Genomic DNA, 14,919 nt, shown 5'->3' on the forward strand with positions numbered 1-14,919 from the left:
CGACAAGCCCCCTTGTTCTTTGCAAACCCGGCATCAACTTGCCCAAGTTTGCGTCCAGCGCAACAACTTTGACAAAAGAGCGCCATTGCCTGCGCATATGGGGGATGCCAGATCAGGCCGTCCCCCGTCGGGCAAAGCGGTCATTCACATCGCTTTTCCGGATGAAAACGAGGCATGAATGGCAAGTATCAAACGTGATCGCGTGAACTGGCAGGGCTATCTTCCCGCCATCACAACTCCTTTTTCCGCCGATGGCGGGCTGGATGAGGCGGGCCTTGGCCGCCTGCTGGAATGGCTGCATAGCGAAGGCATGCATGGGCTGGTTCTGGCCGGCACCACTGGCGAATGGACCAGCATGAGCGCGGCCGAACGTGCCCGCCTGTTTGCCCTGACCGGCGCCCAGATGAAGGGCAAGCTGCCCCTGATCGCGGGTTGCTCCAGCTTTACCGCGGCCGAGAGCATCGCCTTTGCTGGCCACGCGGCGCAGGCCGGGTTTGACGGCGTGCTGATGACGCCCCCGCCCTATATCCGCCCGCGCGCCGATGAAATCGTCGGCTTTTACGAAACGGTGGCCGCCGCCATCGATCTGCCCATCTGCATCTATAACTGGCCGCCGGGCACGGGCATCGACATGGATCTGGGCCTGCTCTCGCGCCTTGCCGACATTGATGGCGTGGTGGCGATCAAGCAATCCTCTTCCTCCTTCGATCGCTTTGTCGAAACCTTCTTTGCGCTCAAAGATCAGGTGCGCGTGTTCGGTTTCCCCATGAACGAGATCGGGCTGACCATGCTGCGCGTGCATGGCGGCGATGGCACGATGGGCGCGGGCGGCGTGCTGGGCCGCTATCAGCCGGGCTTTTACGATGCCTTCTGGGCGGGCGATCTGGATGGCGCGCGCGCCTGCGGGGCCAAGGATCGCGTGTTGATGCGCGAATGGTACACGCCCGAACTGGTGGGGCGCTTCGGCTCCGGCCCGGCGATCCTCAAAGCCGCGCTCGATGCGCAGGGTCTGCCCGGCGGGCCGGTGCGGGCGCCTTTGCTGCCCGTCAGCGATGCCGCGCGCGAAGAGATTGCCCAAACGCTGCGAAAGCTGCAAATCCTGTGACGCATGACACATGAAGTCCTGATCATTGGCGGCGGCCTGCTGGGCTGTGCGGCGGCGTGGCATCTGGCCCGCGCCGGCTTGACCCCGCGCCTGATCGAGGCGCGGGGCATCAATGCGGGCGCGTCCGGCCAAAACGCAGGCTCGCTGCATTTTCAGATCGAGCGGCGTTTTCTGGAGCCAGGCGGCACGGGCCACGCGCAGGGCGGCGATATCGTCCGGCTCAACCGTCTGGCCATTGAGGAATGGGCGGGGCTGGAGGATCAGCTTGGACGTCCGCTGGATATTCACATGCATGGCGGGCTGATGCTGGCCGAGAATGAGGCTGATCTGGCGCTGCTTTCCCTCAAGGTGGCGCGGGAAAACGAACTGGGCCTGCCCACGCAATTGCTGTCGGGCGCAGAGGCGCGCGATCTGGTGCCGCGCCTTGCGTCCCATATCTGCGGCGCGGCATGGCTGGCGAAGGAAGGTCACGCCAATCCGCGCATTCTGGCCGATGCCTTCGCCGATGCCGCGCGGGCCTCAGGCGCCACCATCGAAACGCAAAGTCGCCTGCTCGACCTGCGCCGCGTTGGCGATGATTGGCAGGCCACCATCGAGCAATCCGGCCAGATCACCACCGCCAGCGCGCGCCATGTTATCCTGGCCTCCGGCCATTGGACGGCGCGAATTGCGGCGTGCATGGGGCTGAACATCCCGCTCTATCTGGCCCCCCTGATGATGAGCGTGACAGATCGCACCGCGCCTTTCCTGCCCTATCTGATCCAGCATGTCGGCAAACGGCTGTCGATGAAGCAGACCGATGACGGCAATATGGTGATCGGCGGCGGCTGGGCCTCGGCTCCGCAGAGGATGGTCGATGGCCTGCCCGATCTGGACGCCCCGCCCCATCTGGTGCCCGACAATCTGCGCGCCAATCTGACGGTGGCGGCGGGCGTTTTGCCCTGTCTTCGCGCACGCAGCCTGATCCGCAGTTGGACCGGCATGACGTGCATTTCCGCCGATCAATTGCCCATCGTGGGCGAAGTGCCCGCCGCGCCGGGCCTCTATGTCGCGGCGGGCGGGTCGATGTTCACGCTGGGGCCGTTGCTCGCACGAATGCTGGCGCGCAGCATTATCGAGCGCGCCATGCCCGACGAGATCGCCCTGTTCAGCGCCGCCCGTTTTGCCCATCTCAACGCCTTTGTGGTGCAGCCATGAGCCGGATCGTGGATGGCGTAACCCGCCCCGCCCCCATCACCATCGAAATCGACGGCGCGATGATCCAGGCCCATCCGGGAGAAACGCTGGCCGCCGCCATTGTCGCCGCCGGAGCCTATCGGATGCGCGACGACCGTTCGGGCGCCCCGCGCGGCCTGTTGTGCAACATGGGGACATGCAGTGAATGTTTCGTCTGGATCGCCATGGATGGCGCCTGGCGCCGTCGCCGCGCCTGTCTGACCCCGGTCTCCGAGCGTCTGCGCATCGCCACCCACGAGGGCCAGCCATGATCGACATTGCCATCATTGGCGGCGGTCCCGCCGGACAGGCCGCCGCGCAACAGACGCTGGCTGCGGGCCTGTCCACCACGATGATCGACGAGCAGGCCCGTCCCGGCGGTCAAATCCTGCGCCAGCCTCCCGCCACATTCGCCGTGAAAGGGTGGATGAATGGCCGCCTCTATCGCCCGCTGCGCCGCCTGCTCGCCCAGACCGAGGCGGACACGCGGCTCGATTGGCGCGGGGAGACCAGCGTGGCCGGGATCGAGCGGATCGATACCCATTTCCGCCTGACGCTTTCGGGCGCGCATGGCGGCACGCTGCTGGCGCGGCGGGTGCTGATCGCGGCGGGGTGTTATGACATGCCGGTGGCGATGCCCGGCTGGCCCCTGCCCGGCGTGATGAGCGCGGGCGCGGTGCAGACCCTGCTGAAATCGCAGCAGGTCGTGGCGGGCCAACCTATCGTCCTGCTGGGCAGCCATCCCTTGCTGCTGGTGCTGGCCACGCAATTGCTGGATGCCGGGGCCGATATCGCGGCGGTGCTGATGCCGCAGACCTATGGGCAGATAGCGCGGGCGGCCCTGCCCTATCTGGCGGGGGCGATATTCAGCCCTGGCCCGCTGATCGCGGCGGGGGCAGCGATGGCGCGCCTTCGCCGCGCGGGCGTGCCGATGATGATGGGCGCTCGCCCTCTCGGCTTTACCGGCGATGGACGGCTGGAGGCGGTCGATTATACATGGCGCGGCCAGACCCACCGGATCGCAGCGCAGGCGGCGGCGGTGTCATACGGCTTCCTGCCACAATCGGATTTGCCGCGTCAGATCGGCGCGGCGGTGCGCTGGGCACGGCCTGCGGGCGGGTGGGAAACGGTTTGCGACGGGGCAATGCGCTCCTCTATCCCCGGCCTCTATGTCGCGGGCGAAACCACCGGCGTTGCGGGCGCCGATGCCGCCATGGCCGAGGGCGAGATCGCCGGGATCACCATGGCCCGCGATGCCGGCGCCGCAGCCGGTTCCGGCATCGCCCGCGCGCAGGCAAGGCGCGCAAGGATGCAACCCTTTATTGACCTGCTGCGCGCGGTGGCCGATCCGGGCGATGTCTGGCCGCAGGCGACGCCTGAAACACTGCTGTGCCGATGCGAGGATATTTCCGTGGCGCAGGTCGAGGCGACGATGGCCCGGCTCTCGCCCATGGCTGACGCTTCGGCGGTCAAGCATCGCTGTCGGATCGGCATGGGCCTGTGTCAGGGACGGTCCTGCGAACATGCGCTGGTGCGCCGCATTGCCGCCGCGCGGGGATGTGATCCCGATGCGGTCGCCCCGTTCCGTGTGCGCTTTCCCGCGCGGCCCTTGCCCGTGGATGAAATCATCGACTAAACGTTGCGCCCGCCGCAACAAGGACGTCCCGGCGATGTCATTGCTGCGGCGCAAACCCCTTGTCATCCTCGCCTCCTGCACCATTCACAGGAGCCGTCTGCATGACCGAGGCCATCCCTCCCCGCCCCATTTTCGCCGCCGATCACGTGTCATGGACCGTGGCCGATGCCGATGCGGTGGCGCGCTTTTACATCGACGTGTTCGGCGCATCCGAATTGTTCCGCATGGGGCCGATCGACGCCGCCGACATTCCCCCCATGCCCGACGGGCGCGACTGGATGGCGGCGCATGTCAATGTGCCGGGCGCGCGCCTCACGCTCATCATGCTGCGCCTTACCGAAACGCTCAATTTTCAACTGGTGCAATATGACAAGCCCGACGATCGCGGCGCCACCCTGCCCCGCAATTGCGATGCGGGCGGGCATCATCTGGGGCTGCGGGTCGATGATGTTCCGGCCGCCGCCACTTATCTGACCGCGCATGGCTGCACCGCGATGGAGATCATCGAAATTTCCGAAGGGCCGCTGGCGGGCAAGAAGAACCTCTATCTGTTCGACCCATGGGGTCATCAGCTTGAAATCGTGGACTGAAAGGAAACAAAGATGACCGCAAAGCGTATCAATCCCGCATCCCTTTATGAAAGCACCCGCTTCGGCTTTTCCCATGCCGCGCTGGACGAAGCCACCGGCACGCTCCATCTGGCCGGACAGGTGGCGTGGGACAAGGATTACAATGTTGTGGGCGGCGATGATCTGGCCGCGCAGACCCGTCAGGCGCTGGCCAATATCAAGACCGTTCTGGACGAGACGGGCGCGGGGGTGGGCGATCTGCTGCGCCTGCGCACGCTGATCGTCAATTACGATATGTCCAAGCTGGAGGCCGTGGGCGGCGAGCTGGCCGCGTTTTACGGCGATGTTCTGCCTGCGCCCAACACGATTGTCGGGGTTCAGGCGCTGGCCCTGCCCGATTTCCTGATCGAGATCGAGGCGGTCGCGGTGCTGCCCAAGGGCTGAACCGAAAGAAGGGCCGCTCCGGGTGGAGAGCGGCCCTTCCCGTTTTAGCGCGACAGGTTTGCCGACAAAGGCAGGTCGCGCGAACTGTTGCCGACAAACACCCGCATGGTTCCGGCCGGAACCTTCCATGTATGGGCCTTGTCATCCCACACCGACAGATCGCGGCGGTTCAGGGCAAAGCTGACCTCACGCGCCTCGCCCGGCGCCAGATCGACGCGGGCAAAGCCCTTGAGTTGACGCGGTGGTTCGCCGGCCGCGGCGGGCATGGCCAGATAGAGCTGAGCCACCTCGGCCCCCGCCCGCGCGCCAAGATTGCGGACCTGCGCGCGCACCTGCCAGCCATCGCCCCGACGCGTGGTCTTGATCCCGGAAAAGCCGAAGTTCGTATAGGACAGGCCAAAGCCAAAGGGATAAAGCGGGGTCAGCCCTTTGGCATCATACCAGCGATAGCCCACCAGCAGGCCCTCGCTATAGTCAGCCCTCGTGCCCTTGCCCGGATAGCGCGCGGAGCCATCGGCAGGCCCATGCACCTCGTCGGCGGGGAAGGTCACGGTCAGCTTGCCCGAAGGATTGGCCGCCCCGGTCAACAGGCGAGCGATAGCCGGAGCCGCCACCTCGCCCGGATACCAGCCCGCGATGATGCCTGCCACCTTGTCGCGCCATGGCATCAAGACCGGGCCAGCGGTGTGCATCACCACCACGGTGCGCGGATTGGCCTTGGCCACCGCCTCGATCAGTGCGTCCTGATCGCCGGGCAAGCGCAGATCGGTACGGTCGGCGCCTTCGGAAACATGATCGGCCACGAAAACCACCGCGACATCGGCCTTGGCCGCCGCCGCCACAGCGTCCGCGATCAGGCGAGCGTCAGGCGCCTGCCAGCCCACGCGCAATTCGGGCGGCGAGAGGGTAGGCGCGGTCGAATAATCCAGTTCGAACGAGACGGGCTTGCCCGCCTCCAGCGCAATCGTGCCATGGGTGGTCAGGCGGAAATTCTGCTTGGGCGTATAGGCCACCTCGCGCCCATCAATACGCAGGCGGATTTCGCCCCCGCCATTGAGCGAGAAGCGATAGGTCCCGCTCACCGGAGGCACCAACGTGCCGCGCCAGCGGGCGGAAAAGATGCTGCCCAACTCCTTGGTCCCGGCCTGCTCATAATCAATCGTGGCTTCGGCGCGGGTCAGCGCGGGCTTGCCGGAAAAATCAGGCGAGGCGTAATAGTTGGCCGTCAGATCGCGCAGGGCCGAGGCGGGGATCGCGGGCAAAGGCGCAATGCCCAGCGTGCCGGGGGCATAATCGACCTGAACGTTTTCAGGCAGCGCCGCGCGAATCGCGGCCAATGGTGCCATGGGCTTGATCTCGTCATTTTTAACGAAGCCGCCATAGCGCTCGGTGGTCTGGACATGCTCGCCCGCATCATCGCCGATGATCGCCACGCGGGCCAGACCGGGGCCGAGCGGAAGCACGCCGCCCTGATTGCGCAGCAGCACGCTGCCCTCCTCGGCAATGCGTTGTGAGAGCGCGAGATGGGCGGGCGAGCGGGCCTGCGCATTGGCATCGCCCTTGACCGGGCGGTCGATCACGCCCAGCCGGAACATCGGCGTCAGGATGTGCCGCAACAGAGTGTCAATATCGCCGCCCGTCACCTCGCCCTTGGCCAGCGCCTTGCGCAAAGGCGGGCCGTAGAATTCAGCGAAACCAAACGGGCTGGGACCGCCGGGCATGGAAATGTCCATCCCGGCTTTCACGCTGGCCACGGTGCTGCGATGGGCGAAATACCAGTCGGAGACGACAAAGCCGTCAAAGCCCCAGCCGCGCAGCCGGTCCAGCGCCGCCTTGTTTTCGCAGGCATAGGTGCCGTTGAAACGATTATAGGCGCACATCACCGACCCAGCCCCCGCGCGCCGCACCACGGCCTCAAAGGCGGGGAAATAGATCTCGTTCAGGGCGCGTTCGCTGACGCGCGCATCAATGGCCTCATAGGCGGGCGCATCGCCAAGGCGCAGCCATTCCTGATTGTTGGCCGCAAAATGCTTGGGCGTGGCCAGCACGCCCTGCGCCTGAATGCCTGCCGTGATCGCGGTGCCGCCAATGGCGGTCAGATAGGGGTCCTCGCTGAGCGTTTCAGCAATGCGGCCCCATTTGGGCGTTCGGATGATGTTGATCGTGGGGGCCAGCACGACATTGCGCCCCTTGGCCGCATGTTCGCGCCCCAGCGCCGCGCCAAATTCCCGCATCAGCCCCGCATCCCACGTGCTGGCGGTCATCAAGGGGGCGGGAAATTGCGTCACCCCCACCATGCCGTTGCCCACACCCGCCGGGCCATCGCCCATGCACAGCGCGGGCAGACCCAGCCGGGGCAGGCCCGAAATATGGCCGACGCAGGGGTTCACCCCGGTGCCATTACCGTCCAGCACCGTATCACCCTGAAGCAGGCCCAGCTTTTCATCCAGCGTCATGGCGGAAATCAGCAGCTCTGCCCGCTGCGCCGGGGTTCGGCTCGCCTCCATCCACGGGCGCGCCTTATGCGGCGTTTGGGCCGAAACGCCCCCCCACCCCGCTGTTCCACAAAGCGCCGCCCCGGCAAACAGGGCAAGACGAAAAGACGAAACAGCAGAGCGGGGGAACATAGGCATTACTCTTTTAGAACTTCACCGAACCCGACAGGGTGATCGTGCGCGGACGGCTGACATAATAGCCCAGCGGATAGACACCCGGCACGATTTCGTTGAAATTGATGACCGTCTGATTGTTCGACAGGTTGGTGGCGTTCAGATTGACCGCCCACGCATCCTTGCTGATCCCGGCGCGCAGGCCGATCAGCCAGTAGCCATTGAGATGCTGCCAGTTCGAGATGGTCGAGTTGAACTTGGTATCCATCGGCCCCTGATAAGTGGCATCCGCGCCGATCGTTCCCATCAGCCCGTTCGAACCCAGAGGCGCCGAATAGCTGATCCCCGTGGCGCCCGACCATGTCGGCACATAGGGGATGCGGTCGCCCTTGCGTCCGGTCGCAGGCACCGGATTGTCGCGGTCCAGCTTGGCATTGCTGTAGTTCAGGCTGCCCGTCAGGCGCAGGCCCGGGATCGGACGCGCGTCCACTTCGGCTTCGAAACCGGTCACGCTGGCCTTGCCGCCATTGCCGGTATAGCCAAAGGATACCGTGCCGTTCGAGGCCTGCTGCGAGACCTGAATGTTCGACCAGTCGATGTAATAGACCGCCCCGTTCAGATAGAGCTTGCGGTCGAGCAGCGTGTTTTTGAGGCCAAATTCATAGGACCACAGCTGATCCGAACCGTAGCCGTCGGGGATGACCACATTGGCCAGCGCAGCCGCCGTCTGGTCATTGGTGCCGCCCGAACGATAGCCCTGCGCGACCTGAACATAGGCGTTGGTGTGGCTGCTGACCTTATACGCAAGGTTGAAGCGGCCGATCACGCCCTGATCCTTGGTCTTCAGCACCGGGCCTGCGCCCGCGCCCGCGCCGCCGCCCGCCGCAACCAGCGCCACCGATTGCTGATCCAGCTTGAAATCGAACCAGCGCGCACCGGCCGTAAAGGTCAGGTCGGGCAGGATCTTGTAGCTGAGTTCACCAAAGAGCGCGCGTTCGCGGATCTGGGTGTTCACGGCGCGGTCGAGCAACAGGGCAGCATTGGCCGGGATATTGCCGGTCGTATCGGCCTTGGGCCATGACGAGCGGTAATAGCGGTCCTCATTCTGCATGAAGGCGCCAACCAACATCTGCACCGGGCCCTTGAAGTCCGAGGCGAAGCGCAATTCGGCGCTGTCCACCTTGCGATGCTTGTTCTGCACCAGGGCGCTGCGTCCGGTGGTATCATAGGGCAGGCCGAAGAATGCCTGCGCCGCCAGCGAGGCATCGCGCACAAAGCCGGTGTCGCGGATAAAGCGCGAGCCCGTTGCCGTCACCGTACCGAAGCTGCGCTTGTAATTGGCGGTGACGTTATAGATCTCGCTCTTGTCATCATAGGGCGAGCGGACCACATCGGCCTGATAATTGGCGGGCAGCTTGGCCCCGCCGAAATCCTGAAGGTTGTAATAGTTCTTGGCGTCCTGATGCACCTTTTGGATCATCATCATCGTGTCGATGGTCAGATCGTCGGTGGCCTTCAGGCGGGTCGAGAGGCGCGCGGCCTTGCTCTTTTCCCCATTGGCGCCCTTTTCAAAGCGGTTGTTGATCCAGCCCGGCAGATCAGCATAGAAACCCGAAGCGCGCACTGCGAAACGGCCCGGAATGACGGGAATATTGATCGCGCCATCGGTCTGCATGCCCAGATCCGCACCCTTGGTGGTGCGCAATCCGCCCTGAACATAGCCGGTCACCTTATCCAGATCGGGCTTGGCGGTGATGTAGCGCATAGTGCCCGCCATCGAACTGGCGCCAAAGGTGGTGCCTTGCGGACCTTTGAGCACTTCAACGCGGTCGATGTCGAACAGCTTGATGTCGGGGGCCTGACCGCCGCCATCCTGCGAGTTTTCGCCGGTGATGACGACTTCATCGAGATAAAGCCCGACCGTGCCCGCACCGCTGGCGTTGATGCCGCGCACGACATAGCGCTTGTCGCCCGGACCTTCGTCCTGAACCGACAGGCCCGGCACGGTGCGATAGAAATCGGCAAAATCGATCGCGCCCTTGGCCTGAAGATCGGCCCCGCCAATCGCCTGCACGGCAATCGGGGTGGCCTGAATGGTCGAGGCCGTGCGCTTGGTTGCGGTCACGACAATGCCGTCGCTTGCCACGTTGCTCGCCTGCGGGGCCTGTTGGGCATAGGCGGGCAGAGCAAAAATCATAAGACTGCTGGTCGCGGCTAGACGAAAGCCGATCTGCTTGGAGTAGCGCATATTATTCCCTGCCTTGGTTTAAGTGGAGGACTCTTGCCGCCTGCGAGCCTCCGGCTGTTGATCCGCCGGATAGCCACGGAAATGTCATAGAAGCAGTCGCTGCGCTCAATGCATAATATTGTTCACTTTCGTTGCCCTGTGCGCAACATATGCGAAGGGGCCGGGCGGTCCTCTGACAGGGAAATGCTCCAGCACTTCAATACGCGAAGCGCGCAAGAGCAGGCCAGCGCCATCGCTCTTGATGTGCAGGTGATTGGCATTAAAGGCGCGGAAGGGGATATAGTCCGTCCCGAATGACCGCTGATGAAGGAATGCGCAGATGAGCGAGGATTTACGCAGGCTTGGCGATCCCGGATCGGGGGAATTCCGGGTCGAGGCCTATCCCTTCTATCTGCTGAACCGCGCGGCAAGCCGCTACAATGTGGTCATCGAATCGCAATTGCGCCCCATCGGCATCGACATCCCCACATGGCGCGTGCTGATGATTCTGGGCGAGCATGAGCCACTGCCGATTGCGCAGGTGGCCAAATCGGCGGTCATCAACATTTCGACCATGATGCGCATCGTCGAGCGCATGACCAAGGCCGAATTGATCACCACCCAGCCCAGCGAGACCGATGGCCGCGTGACCGAACTGGTGATGAGCGATCTGGGCCGCGAGAAACTGGCGGCGGCGCGCGAGGCGACCTCGCCGGTCTATCACAAGGTTATCCGCGGGATCAGCGCGGGCGAGTTTGGCCAATTGCTCGATTTGCTGGGGCGTTTGCACGACAATCTGGAGTAAGCGCGGGGTCGCATCGAATCAACTTGCACATGCAACCAATATGTTTTAGACCTAAAGCATATTTGGAGGTGCATGATGCGTGTTGCCTGTCTGGGCGGCGGTCCCGCCGGTCTTTATTTTGCCATTTCGATGAAATTGCGAGACCCCTCGCACCAGATTGACGTTTTCGAACGCAATCGTGCGGGCGACACTTTCGGCTGGGGCGTGGTCTTTTCCGACCAGACGGTCGAGAACCTGACCGCCAATGATCCCGTCAGTGCGGCCATCATCGCGGATAATTTCGCCCATTGGGACGATATCACCGTAGCGATAGGCGAGGATGCGATCACCTCCTCGGGCCATGGCTTCATCGGCATCGGGCGCAAACGCCTGCTGCAAATCCTGACCCAGCGGGCGCTGGAATTGGGCGTCAATGTACGCTTTGAAACCGAATTTTCCGCCGATCTGTCGGCCTATGGCGATTATGATCTGATCGTGGCGGCGGACGGCATCAACAGCGCGATCCGCACGCAGAATGAGGACAAATTCGGCGTCGATATTCAGACCCGCCGCAACAAGTTCTGCTGGCTGGGCACGACGCGCTTGTTCGACGCCTTTGCGTTCCTGTTTGAAAAAACCGAGCATGGCTGGGTCTGGGCGCACGCGTATAAGTTCGACGCCACCCATTCGACCTTCATCGTCGAATGCTCGCCCGAAACATGGGAAGGGCTGGGCCTCGACAAGATGGAGCAGGCCGAAAGCATCGCTTTTTGCGAAAAGCTCTTCGCGCGCCATCTGGATGGCCATGCGCTGATCACCAATGCGAGCCATTTGCGCGGATCAGCCGCATGGATCAATTTCCGCCGGATTCTGTGCGATAAATGGTCCTTCGACAATGTCGTGCTGTTGGGCGATGCGGCCCATACCGCGCATTTCTCGATCGGGTCCGGCACGAAACTGGCGCTGGAGGATGCGATCAAGCTGGCGCAGGTGCTCAGCCGCCCCGGCATGGCCGATCCGGCCAATCTGCGCGAGGCTCTGGCCGAATATGAGGCCGAGCGCCATGTCGAGGTGCTCAAAATCCAGAACAGCGCGCGCAATTCGACCGACTGGTTCGAGACGCTCGACCGCTATCTCGATTTCGACCTACCGCAATTCGCCTATTCGCTGATGACGCGTTCGCAGCGCGTCGCCCATGAAAACCTGCGCCTGCGCGACAAAGCATGGCTGGAAAGCCTCGAACGCTGGTTCTGGGCGGGGAACGAAGGACGTAATACGCCGGTCCAGCCGATGTTCACGCCCTTTGCCCTGCGCGATCTGACGTTGGCCAATCGCGTGGTGGTGCCCCCGATGCTGACCTATAGCGCGGAGCCGGACGGCCATGCGACCATGTTCCACGAGGTGCATTACGGCGCCCGCGCGCTGGGTGGGGCCGGGCTGGTCATCACCGAAATGCTGGCCGTCTCGCCCGAGGGGCGCGCCACCTCGGCCTGTCCCGGAATGTGGGAAGATGGCCAGATCGACCGCTGGCGCGCGATCAACACCTTTGCCCATCAGCACACCGCCACCAAGACCTGCGCCCAACTGGGCCATGCCGGCGCGCGGGCCTCGTGCCGTCCGGGGCATGAAGGCTATGATGTGCCGCTGGCCGATCCCTGGCCGATCCTCTCGGCCAGCGCGCAGGCATGGCGCGAGGGCGGCCTGACCCCCGCCGCCCTGACCGAGACCGATATGGACCGCATCCTTGCCGACTTCACCGCCGCCGCGCGCCGGGCTGACGCCGCCGGTTTCGACATGATCGAGCTTCAGGCGGGCCACGGCTTCCTGCTCTCCAGCTTTATTACCCCGGTGATGAACCGTCGCACGGACGCCTATGGCGGATCGCTGGAAAGCCGCCTGCGCTTCCCGCTGCGCGTGGCCGCCGCCGTGCGCGCGGTATGGCCTGCGGGCAAGCCAATGGCCGTGCGCATCTCGGCCAACGACTGGGTGGGCGAGGCTGGCGTGACGCCTGCCGAGGCGGTGGCCATTGCCGAAGCCTTCAAGGCGGTGGGCGCGGACATCATCGACGTATCGGCCGGGGAAACCGCGCCCCGCGCCCGCCCCACCTATGGCCGCATGTTCCAGACCCCCTTTGCCGACCAGATCCGCAACGAGGCCCATATGCCGACCATGGCCGTGGGCAACATCACCCAGCCCGATCAGGTCAATTCGATCCTGATGGCGGGTCGCGCCGATCTGGTGGCGGTGGGGCGGCCCCATCTGGTCGATCCATCATGGACCTTGCACGCGGCGGCACAGGCGGGCGAAGAGGGGCAATTCGTTCCCGGGCCTTACGCGTTGGGGCAAGTGCAGGCGCGGCAATTGGCCGGACAGGCCCGCGACAGCGCCCAGCGCGCATAAGGAGAAGCCGATATGCCTTTCACCCTGACCCTGCCGGTGCGGTTTGCGGATGTAGATCCGGCGGGGATCGTCTTCTATCCGCGCTATTTCGAAATGCTCAACGCGCTGGTCGAGGACTGGTTCGCCTCTTTGGGTTTTCCCTTCAAGCTGATCCATATGGAAGGCAAGATGGGCGTGCCCACGGTCCGGCTGGAAGTGGATTTCATCGCGCCCAGCGAATTGGGCGAGAGCCTTGACCTGTCGCTGGAGATCACGAAGCTGGGCAAGAGCAGTTGCCAATTGGCGATCGATTTTGCCTGCGAGGGACAGGTGCGGTTGAAGGCGCTGGTGGTGCTGGTCTGCATGGATCTGGGCGCGCGGCAATCGATGCCTTGGCCCGAAAGCCTGCGCGAGGGGATGCATGCCTATCTCGCCTGAACGGACTTGCCGCCCGGCCCCATGCCACCTAAACGCGACAAGACGGCTCGCCCCCATCGGGCGGGCCGTTTGTTATGGCGAGGGTATGATGGAAGAAGGAGCCGAAAGGCGGCTGGAACTGCGGGTGTGGATACGCCTGCTCGATTGCGCAAAGCTGGTGGAAAAGCAGCTGCGCCGCAATTTTCAGGATCAGTTCGACACCACCCTGCCCCGATTTGACGTGCTGGCCGCGCTGGATCGCGCGCCCGATGGGCTGACCATGGGCGAGATTTCGCGCGCGCTGCTGGTGTCAAACGGCAATGTGACCTCGATCGTGCGGCAATTGAGCGAACAGGGCATCATCGACTCCCGCCCCGATCCCAATGACCGCCGCGCCGCGATTGTCAGCATGACGGCGCAGGGGCGCGAATATTTCAAAACGCTGGCCGATGCGCACAGCCGCTGGGTGCATGAGGCGCTGTCCTGCTTTCCCGCCGACCATCAGGCGCATCTGCTCACCCTGCTCGATCAGCTCAAGACGTCCATCCGCGCCCAATAAAAAGGGGGACCGTTTACACGGCCCCCCAGTGGGAGAGGAGGTTCTCCGATCAGCCCGCGACGACCGGATGGCGCAGCGTACCGATGCCTTCGACGCTGGCCACGATGATGTCGCCGGGCCAGACCCATTCCTGCGGGTCCATGCCGGCGCCAACGCCGGCGGGCGTGCCGGTTGCGATGATGTCGCCCGGCTCCAGCGTGATGCCCTGCGAAATATCGGCCACCAGTTCATCGACCTTGAACAGCATATAGGCGGTGTTGCTGCGCTGCTTTTCCACGCCATTGACGGTCAGCCACAGGTCGAGCGTCTGGGGATCGGGGATTTCATCGGCCGTGACGACGCAAGGCCCCATCGGCGCAAACGTGTCCTGACCCTTGGAATAGATCCACTGGCCCGCGCGGCGGCAATCGCGCGCGCTCATGTCGATGCAGACGGTATAGCCGAACACATAGTTCAGCGCCTTTTCGCGCGAAACGCCCTTGGCTCGCGTGCCGATGATCGCGGCCAGTTCGACTTCCCAGTCAAGCTGCTGGGTGATCGCGGCATTATGAACGATGGCGTCATCCGGGCCGATGACCGAGGTCGGCGGCTTGGAGAAGATCACCGGCTGACGCGGCAATTCGGCGGACGTATCCAGCGACTTGGCGCTTTCGGCCACGTGTTCGGTATAGTTCAGGCCGATGCCGAAGATGTTCTTGCGCGGGCGCGGGATCGGGGCCAGCAGCTTTACATTGGCGACAGGCTGGGCGGTGCCGATGGGGAAGATGCCCTCGGCCTCTTCAATCAGCTTCGACGTGATCGCCACGGCCTGCGGGCCAAGGTCGATGAATTCCAGCATGGTCGAGGGCAGCGGCACGCCGCATTCCTCGCCAAACATTTCCAGATCGAGGACCAGATCCCCGACCAGAGCGCCAAGGCGCGCTTCGGCCTCGACGTGAGAACGATAGGTAACAAGACGCATGGGGATTCCTCAGG

13 protein-coding genes are annotated in these 14,919 nt (G+C 64.0%); 10 read left to right on the forward strand and 3 right to left on the reverse strand.

Going from position 1 to position 14,919, the window contains the following annotated elements; all coding sequences use genetic code 11:
• Positions 1-178: 178 nt before the first annotated feature.
• The 6 genes from GGR38_RS03870 to GGR38_RS03895 all read left to right on the forward strand — a co-directional run bounded on the left by GGR38_RS03870 (position 179) and on the right by GGR38_RS03895 (position 4,969).
• Complete coding sequence (locus GGR38_RS03870; protein ID WP_183622834.1) at positions 179-1,105, forward strand: dihydrodipicolinate synthase family protein; 927 nt, start codon at positions 179-181, stop codon at positions 1,103-1,105.
• Between the two features lie 3 nt (positions 1,106-1,108).
• Positions 1,109-2,302: an NAD(P)/FAD-dependent oxidoreductase gene (locus tag GGR38_RS03875; RefSeq protein WP_183622836.1), complete on the forward strand. Its 1,194-nt coding sequence runs from the start codon at positions 1,109-1,111 to the stop codon at positions 2,300-2,302.
• The gene (locus tag GGR38_RS03880; protein ID WP_183622838.1) at positions 2,299-2,592 is read left to right on the forward strand and encodes a 2Fe-2S iron-sulfur cluster-binding protein; all 294 of its coding nucleotides are present in this window, start codon (positions 2,299-2,301) and stop codon (positions 2,590-2,592) included. Before GGR38_RS03875 ends, GGR38_RS03880 begins: the two co-directional genes overlap by 4 nt.
• Positions 2,589-3,956 (forward strand): FAD-dependent oxidoreductase, encoded by a 1,368-nt coding sequence (locus tag GGR38_RS03885; protein ID WP_183622839.1) that lies wholly within the window; start codon positions 2,589-2,591, stop codon positions 3,954-3,956. The genes GGR38_RS03880 and GGR38_RS03885 overlap by 4 nt, the downstream gene beginning before the upstream one ends.
• A gap of 101 nt (positions 3,957-4,057) precedes the next feature.
• The gene (locus GGR38_RS03890; protein ID WP_183622840.1) at positions 4,058-4,546 is read left to right on the forward strand and encodes a VOC family protein; all 489 of its coding nucleotides are present in this window, start codon (positions 4,058-4,060) and stop codon (positions 4,544-4,546) included.
• A gap of 12 nt (positions 4,547-4,558) precedes the next feature.
• Positions 4,559-4,969 (forward strand): RidA family protein, encoded by a 411-nt coding sequence (locus GGR38_RS03895; RefSeq protein ID WP_183622841.1) that lies wholly within the window; start codon positions 4,559-4,561, stop codon positions 4,967-4,969.
• Positions 4,970-5,013: 44 nt separating this feature from the next.
• Here the strand turns inward: GGR38_RS03895 and GGR38_RS03900 are convergent, their stop codons facing one another.
• A complete protein-coding gene (locus tag GGR38_RS03900; protein ID WP_183622843.1) occupies positions 5,014-7,596 on the reverse strand; it encodes a glycoside hydrolase family 3 C-terminal domain-containing protein in 2,583 nt (860 codons plus the stop codon).
• A 13-nt stretch (positions 7,597-7,609) separates the two neighbouring features.
• Complete coding sequence (locus GGR38_RS03905) at positions 7,610-9,826, reverse strand: TonB-dependent receptor (protein ID WP_183622845.1); 2,217 nt, start codon at positions 9,824-9,826, stop codon at positions 7,610-7,612.
• Positions 9,827-10,145: 319 nt separating this feature from the next.
• Here GGR38_RS03905 and GGR38_RS03910 point away from each other — a divergent pair, with 319 nt between their 5' ends.
• The 4 genes from GGR38_RS03910 (at position 10,146) to GGR38_RS03925 (ending at position 13,944) form a co-directional block, all read left to right on the forward strand.
• Positions 10,146-10,610 carry a MarR family winged helix-turn-helix transcriptional regulator gene (locus tag GGR38_RS03910; RefSeq protein WP_183622847.1) on the forward strand — a complete coding sequence of 155 codons (465 nt, stop codon included), beginning with the start codon at positions 10,146-10,148 and terminating at the stop codon, positions 10,608-10,610.
• 72 nt (positions 10,611-10,682) lie between these two features.
• Positions 10,683-12,989, forward strand: a complete 2,307-nt coding sequence (locus tag GGR38_RS03915; RefSeq protein WP_246404211.1) for a bifunctional salicylyl-CoA 5-hydroxylase/oxidoreductase — start codon at positions 10,683-10,685, stop codon at positions 12,987-12,989.
• 12 nt (positions 12,990-13,001) lie between these two features.
• The gene (locus GGR38_RS03920) at positions 13,002-13,406 is read left to right on the forward strand and encodes an acyl-CoA thioesterase (RefSeq protein ID WP_183622850.1); all 405 of its coding nucleotides are present in this window, start codon (positions 13,002-13,004) and stop codon (positions 13,404-13,406) included.
• 85 nt (positions 13,407-13,491) lie between these two features.
• On the forward strand, positions 13,492-13,944 hold the full coding sequence (locus GGR38_RS03925; protein ID WP_183622852.1) for a MarR family winged helix-turn-helix transcriptional regulator: 453 nt from the start codon (positions 13,492-13,494) through the stop codon (positions 13,942-13,944).
• Positions 13,945-13,993: 49 nt separating this feature from the next.
• On the opposite strand, the gene GGR38_RS03930 is transcribed toward GGR38_RS03925, so the two are convergent.
• Positions 13,994-14,905, reverse strand: coding sequence for a fumarylacetoacetate hydrolase family protein (locus tag GGR38_RS03930; protein ID WP_183622854.1), 912 nt, complete (start codon positions 14,903-14,905; stop codon positions 13,994-13,996).
• Between the last annotated feature and the right edge of the window lie 14 nt (positions 14,906-14,919).

Source organism: Novosphingobium sediminicola (genome assembly GCF_014196525.1).
Taxonomy (GTDB): Bacteria; Pseudomonadota; Alphaproteobacteria; order Sphingomonadales; family Sphingomonadaceae; genus Novosphingobium; species Novosphingobium sediminicola.

Coding starts and splice junctions, on each gene's coding strand:
- GGR38_RS03870 (WP_183622834.1), top strand. CDS start 179: ATGGCAAGTATCAAACGTGATCGCGTGAACTGGCAGGGCTATCTTCCC.
- GGR38_RS03875 (WP_183622836.1), top strand. CDS start 1,109: ATGACACATGAAGTCCTGATCATTGGCGGCGGCCTGCTGGGCTGTGCG.
- GGR38_RS03880 (WP_183622838.1), top strand. CDS start 2,299: ATGAGCCGGATCGTGGATGGCGTAACCCGCCCCGCCCCCATCACCATC.
- GGR38_RS03885 (WP_183622839.1), top strand. CDS start 2,589: ATGATCGACATTGCCATCATTGGCGGCGGTCCCGCCGGACAGGCCGCC.
- GGR38_RS03890 (WP_183622840.1), top strand. CDS start 4,058: ATGACCGAGGCCATCCCTCCCCGCCCCATTTTCGCCGCCGATCACGTG.
- GGR38_RS03895 (WP_183622841.1), top strand. CDS start 4,559: ATGACCGCAAAGCGTATCAATCCCGCATCCCTTTATGAAAGCACCCGC.
- GGR38_RS03900 (WP_183622843.1), bottom strand. CDS start 7,596: ATGTTCCCCCGCTCTGCTGTTTCGTCTTTTCGTCTTGCCCTGTTTGCC.
- GGR38_RS03905 (WP_183622845.1), bottom strand. CDS start 9,826: ATGCGCTACTCCAAGCAGATCGGCTTTCGTCTAGCCGCGACCAGCAGT.
- GGR38_RS03910 (WP_183622847.1), top strand. CDS start 10,146: ATGAGCGAGGATTTACGCAGGCTTGGCGATCCCGGATCGGGGGAATTC.
- GGR38_RS03915 (WP_246404211.1), top strand. CDS start 10,683: ATGATGCGTGTTGCCTGTCTGGGCGGCGGTCCCGCCGGTCTTTATTTT.
- GGR38_RS03920 (WP_183622850.1), top strand. CDS start 13,002: ATGCCTTTCACCCTGACCCTGCCGGTGCGGTTTGCGGATGTAGATCCG.
- GGR38_RS03925 (WP_183622852.1), top strand. CDS start 13,492: ATGATGGAAGAAGGAGCCGAAAGGCGGCTGGAACTGCGGGTGTGGATA.
- GGR38_RS03930 (WP_183622854.1), bottom strand. CDS start 14,905: ATGCGTCTTGTTACCTATCGTTCTCACGTCGAGGCCGAAGCGCGCCTT.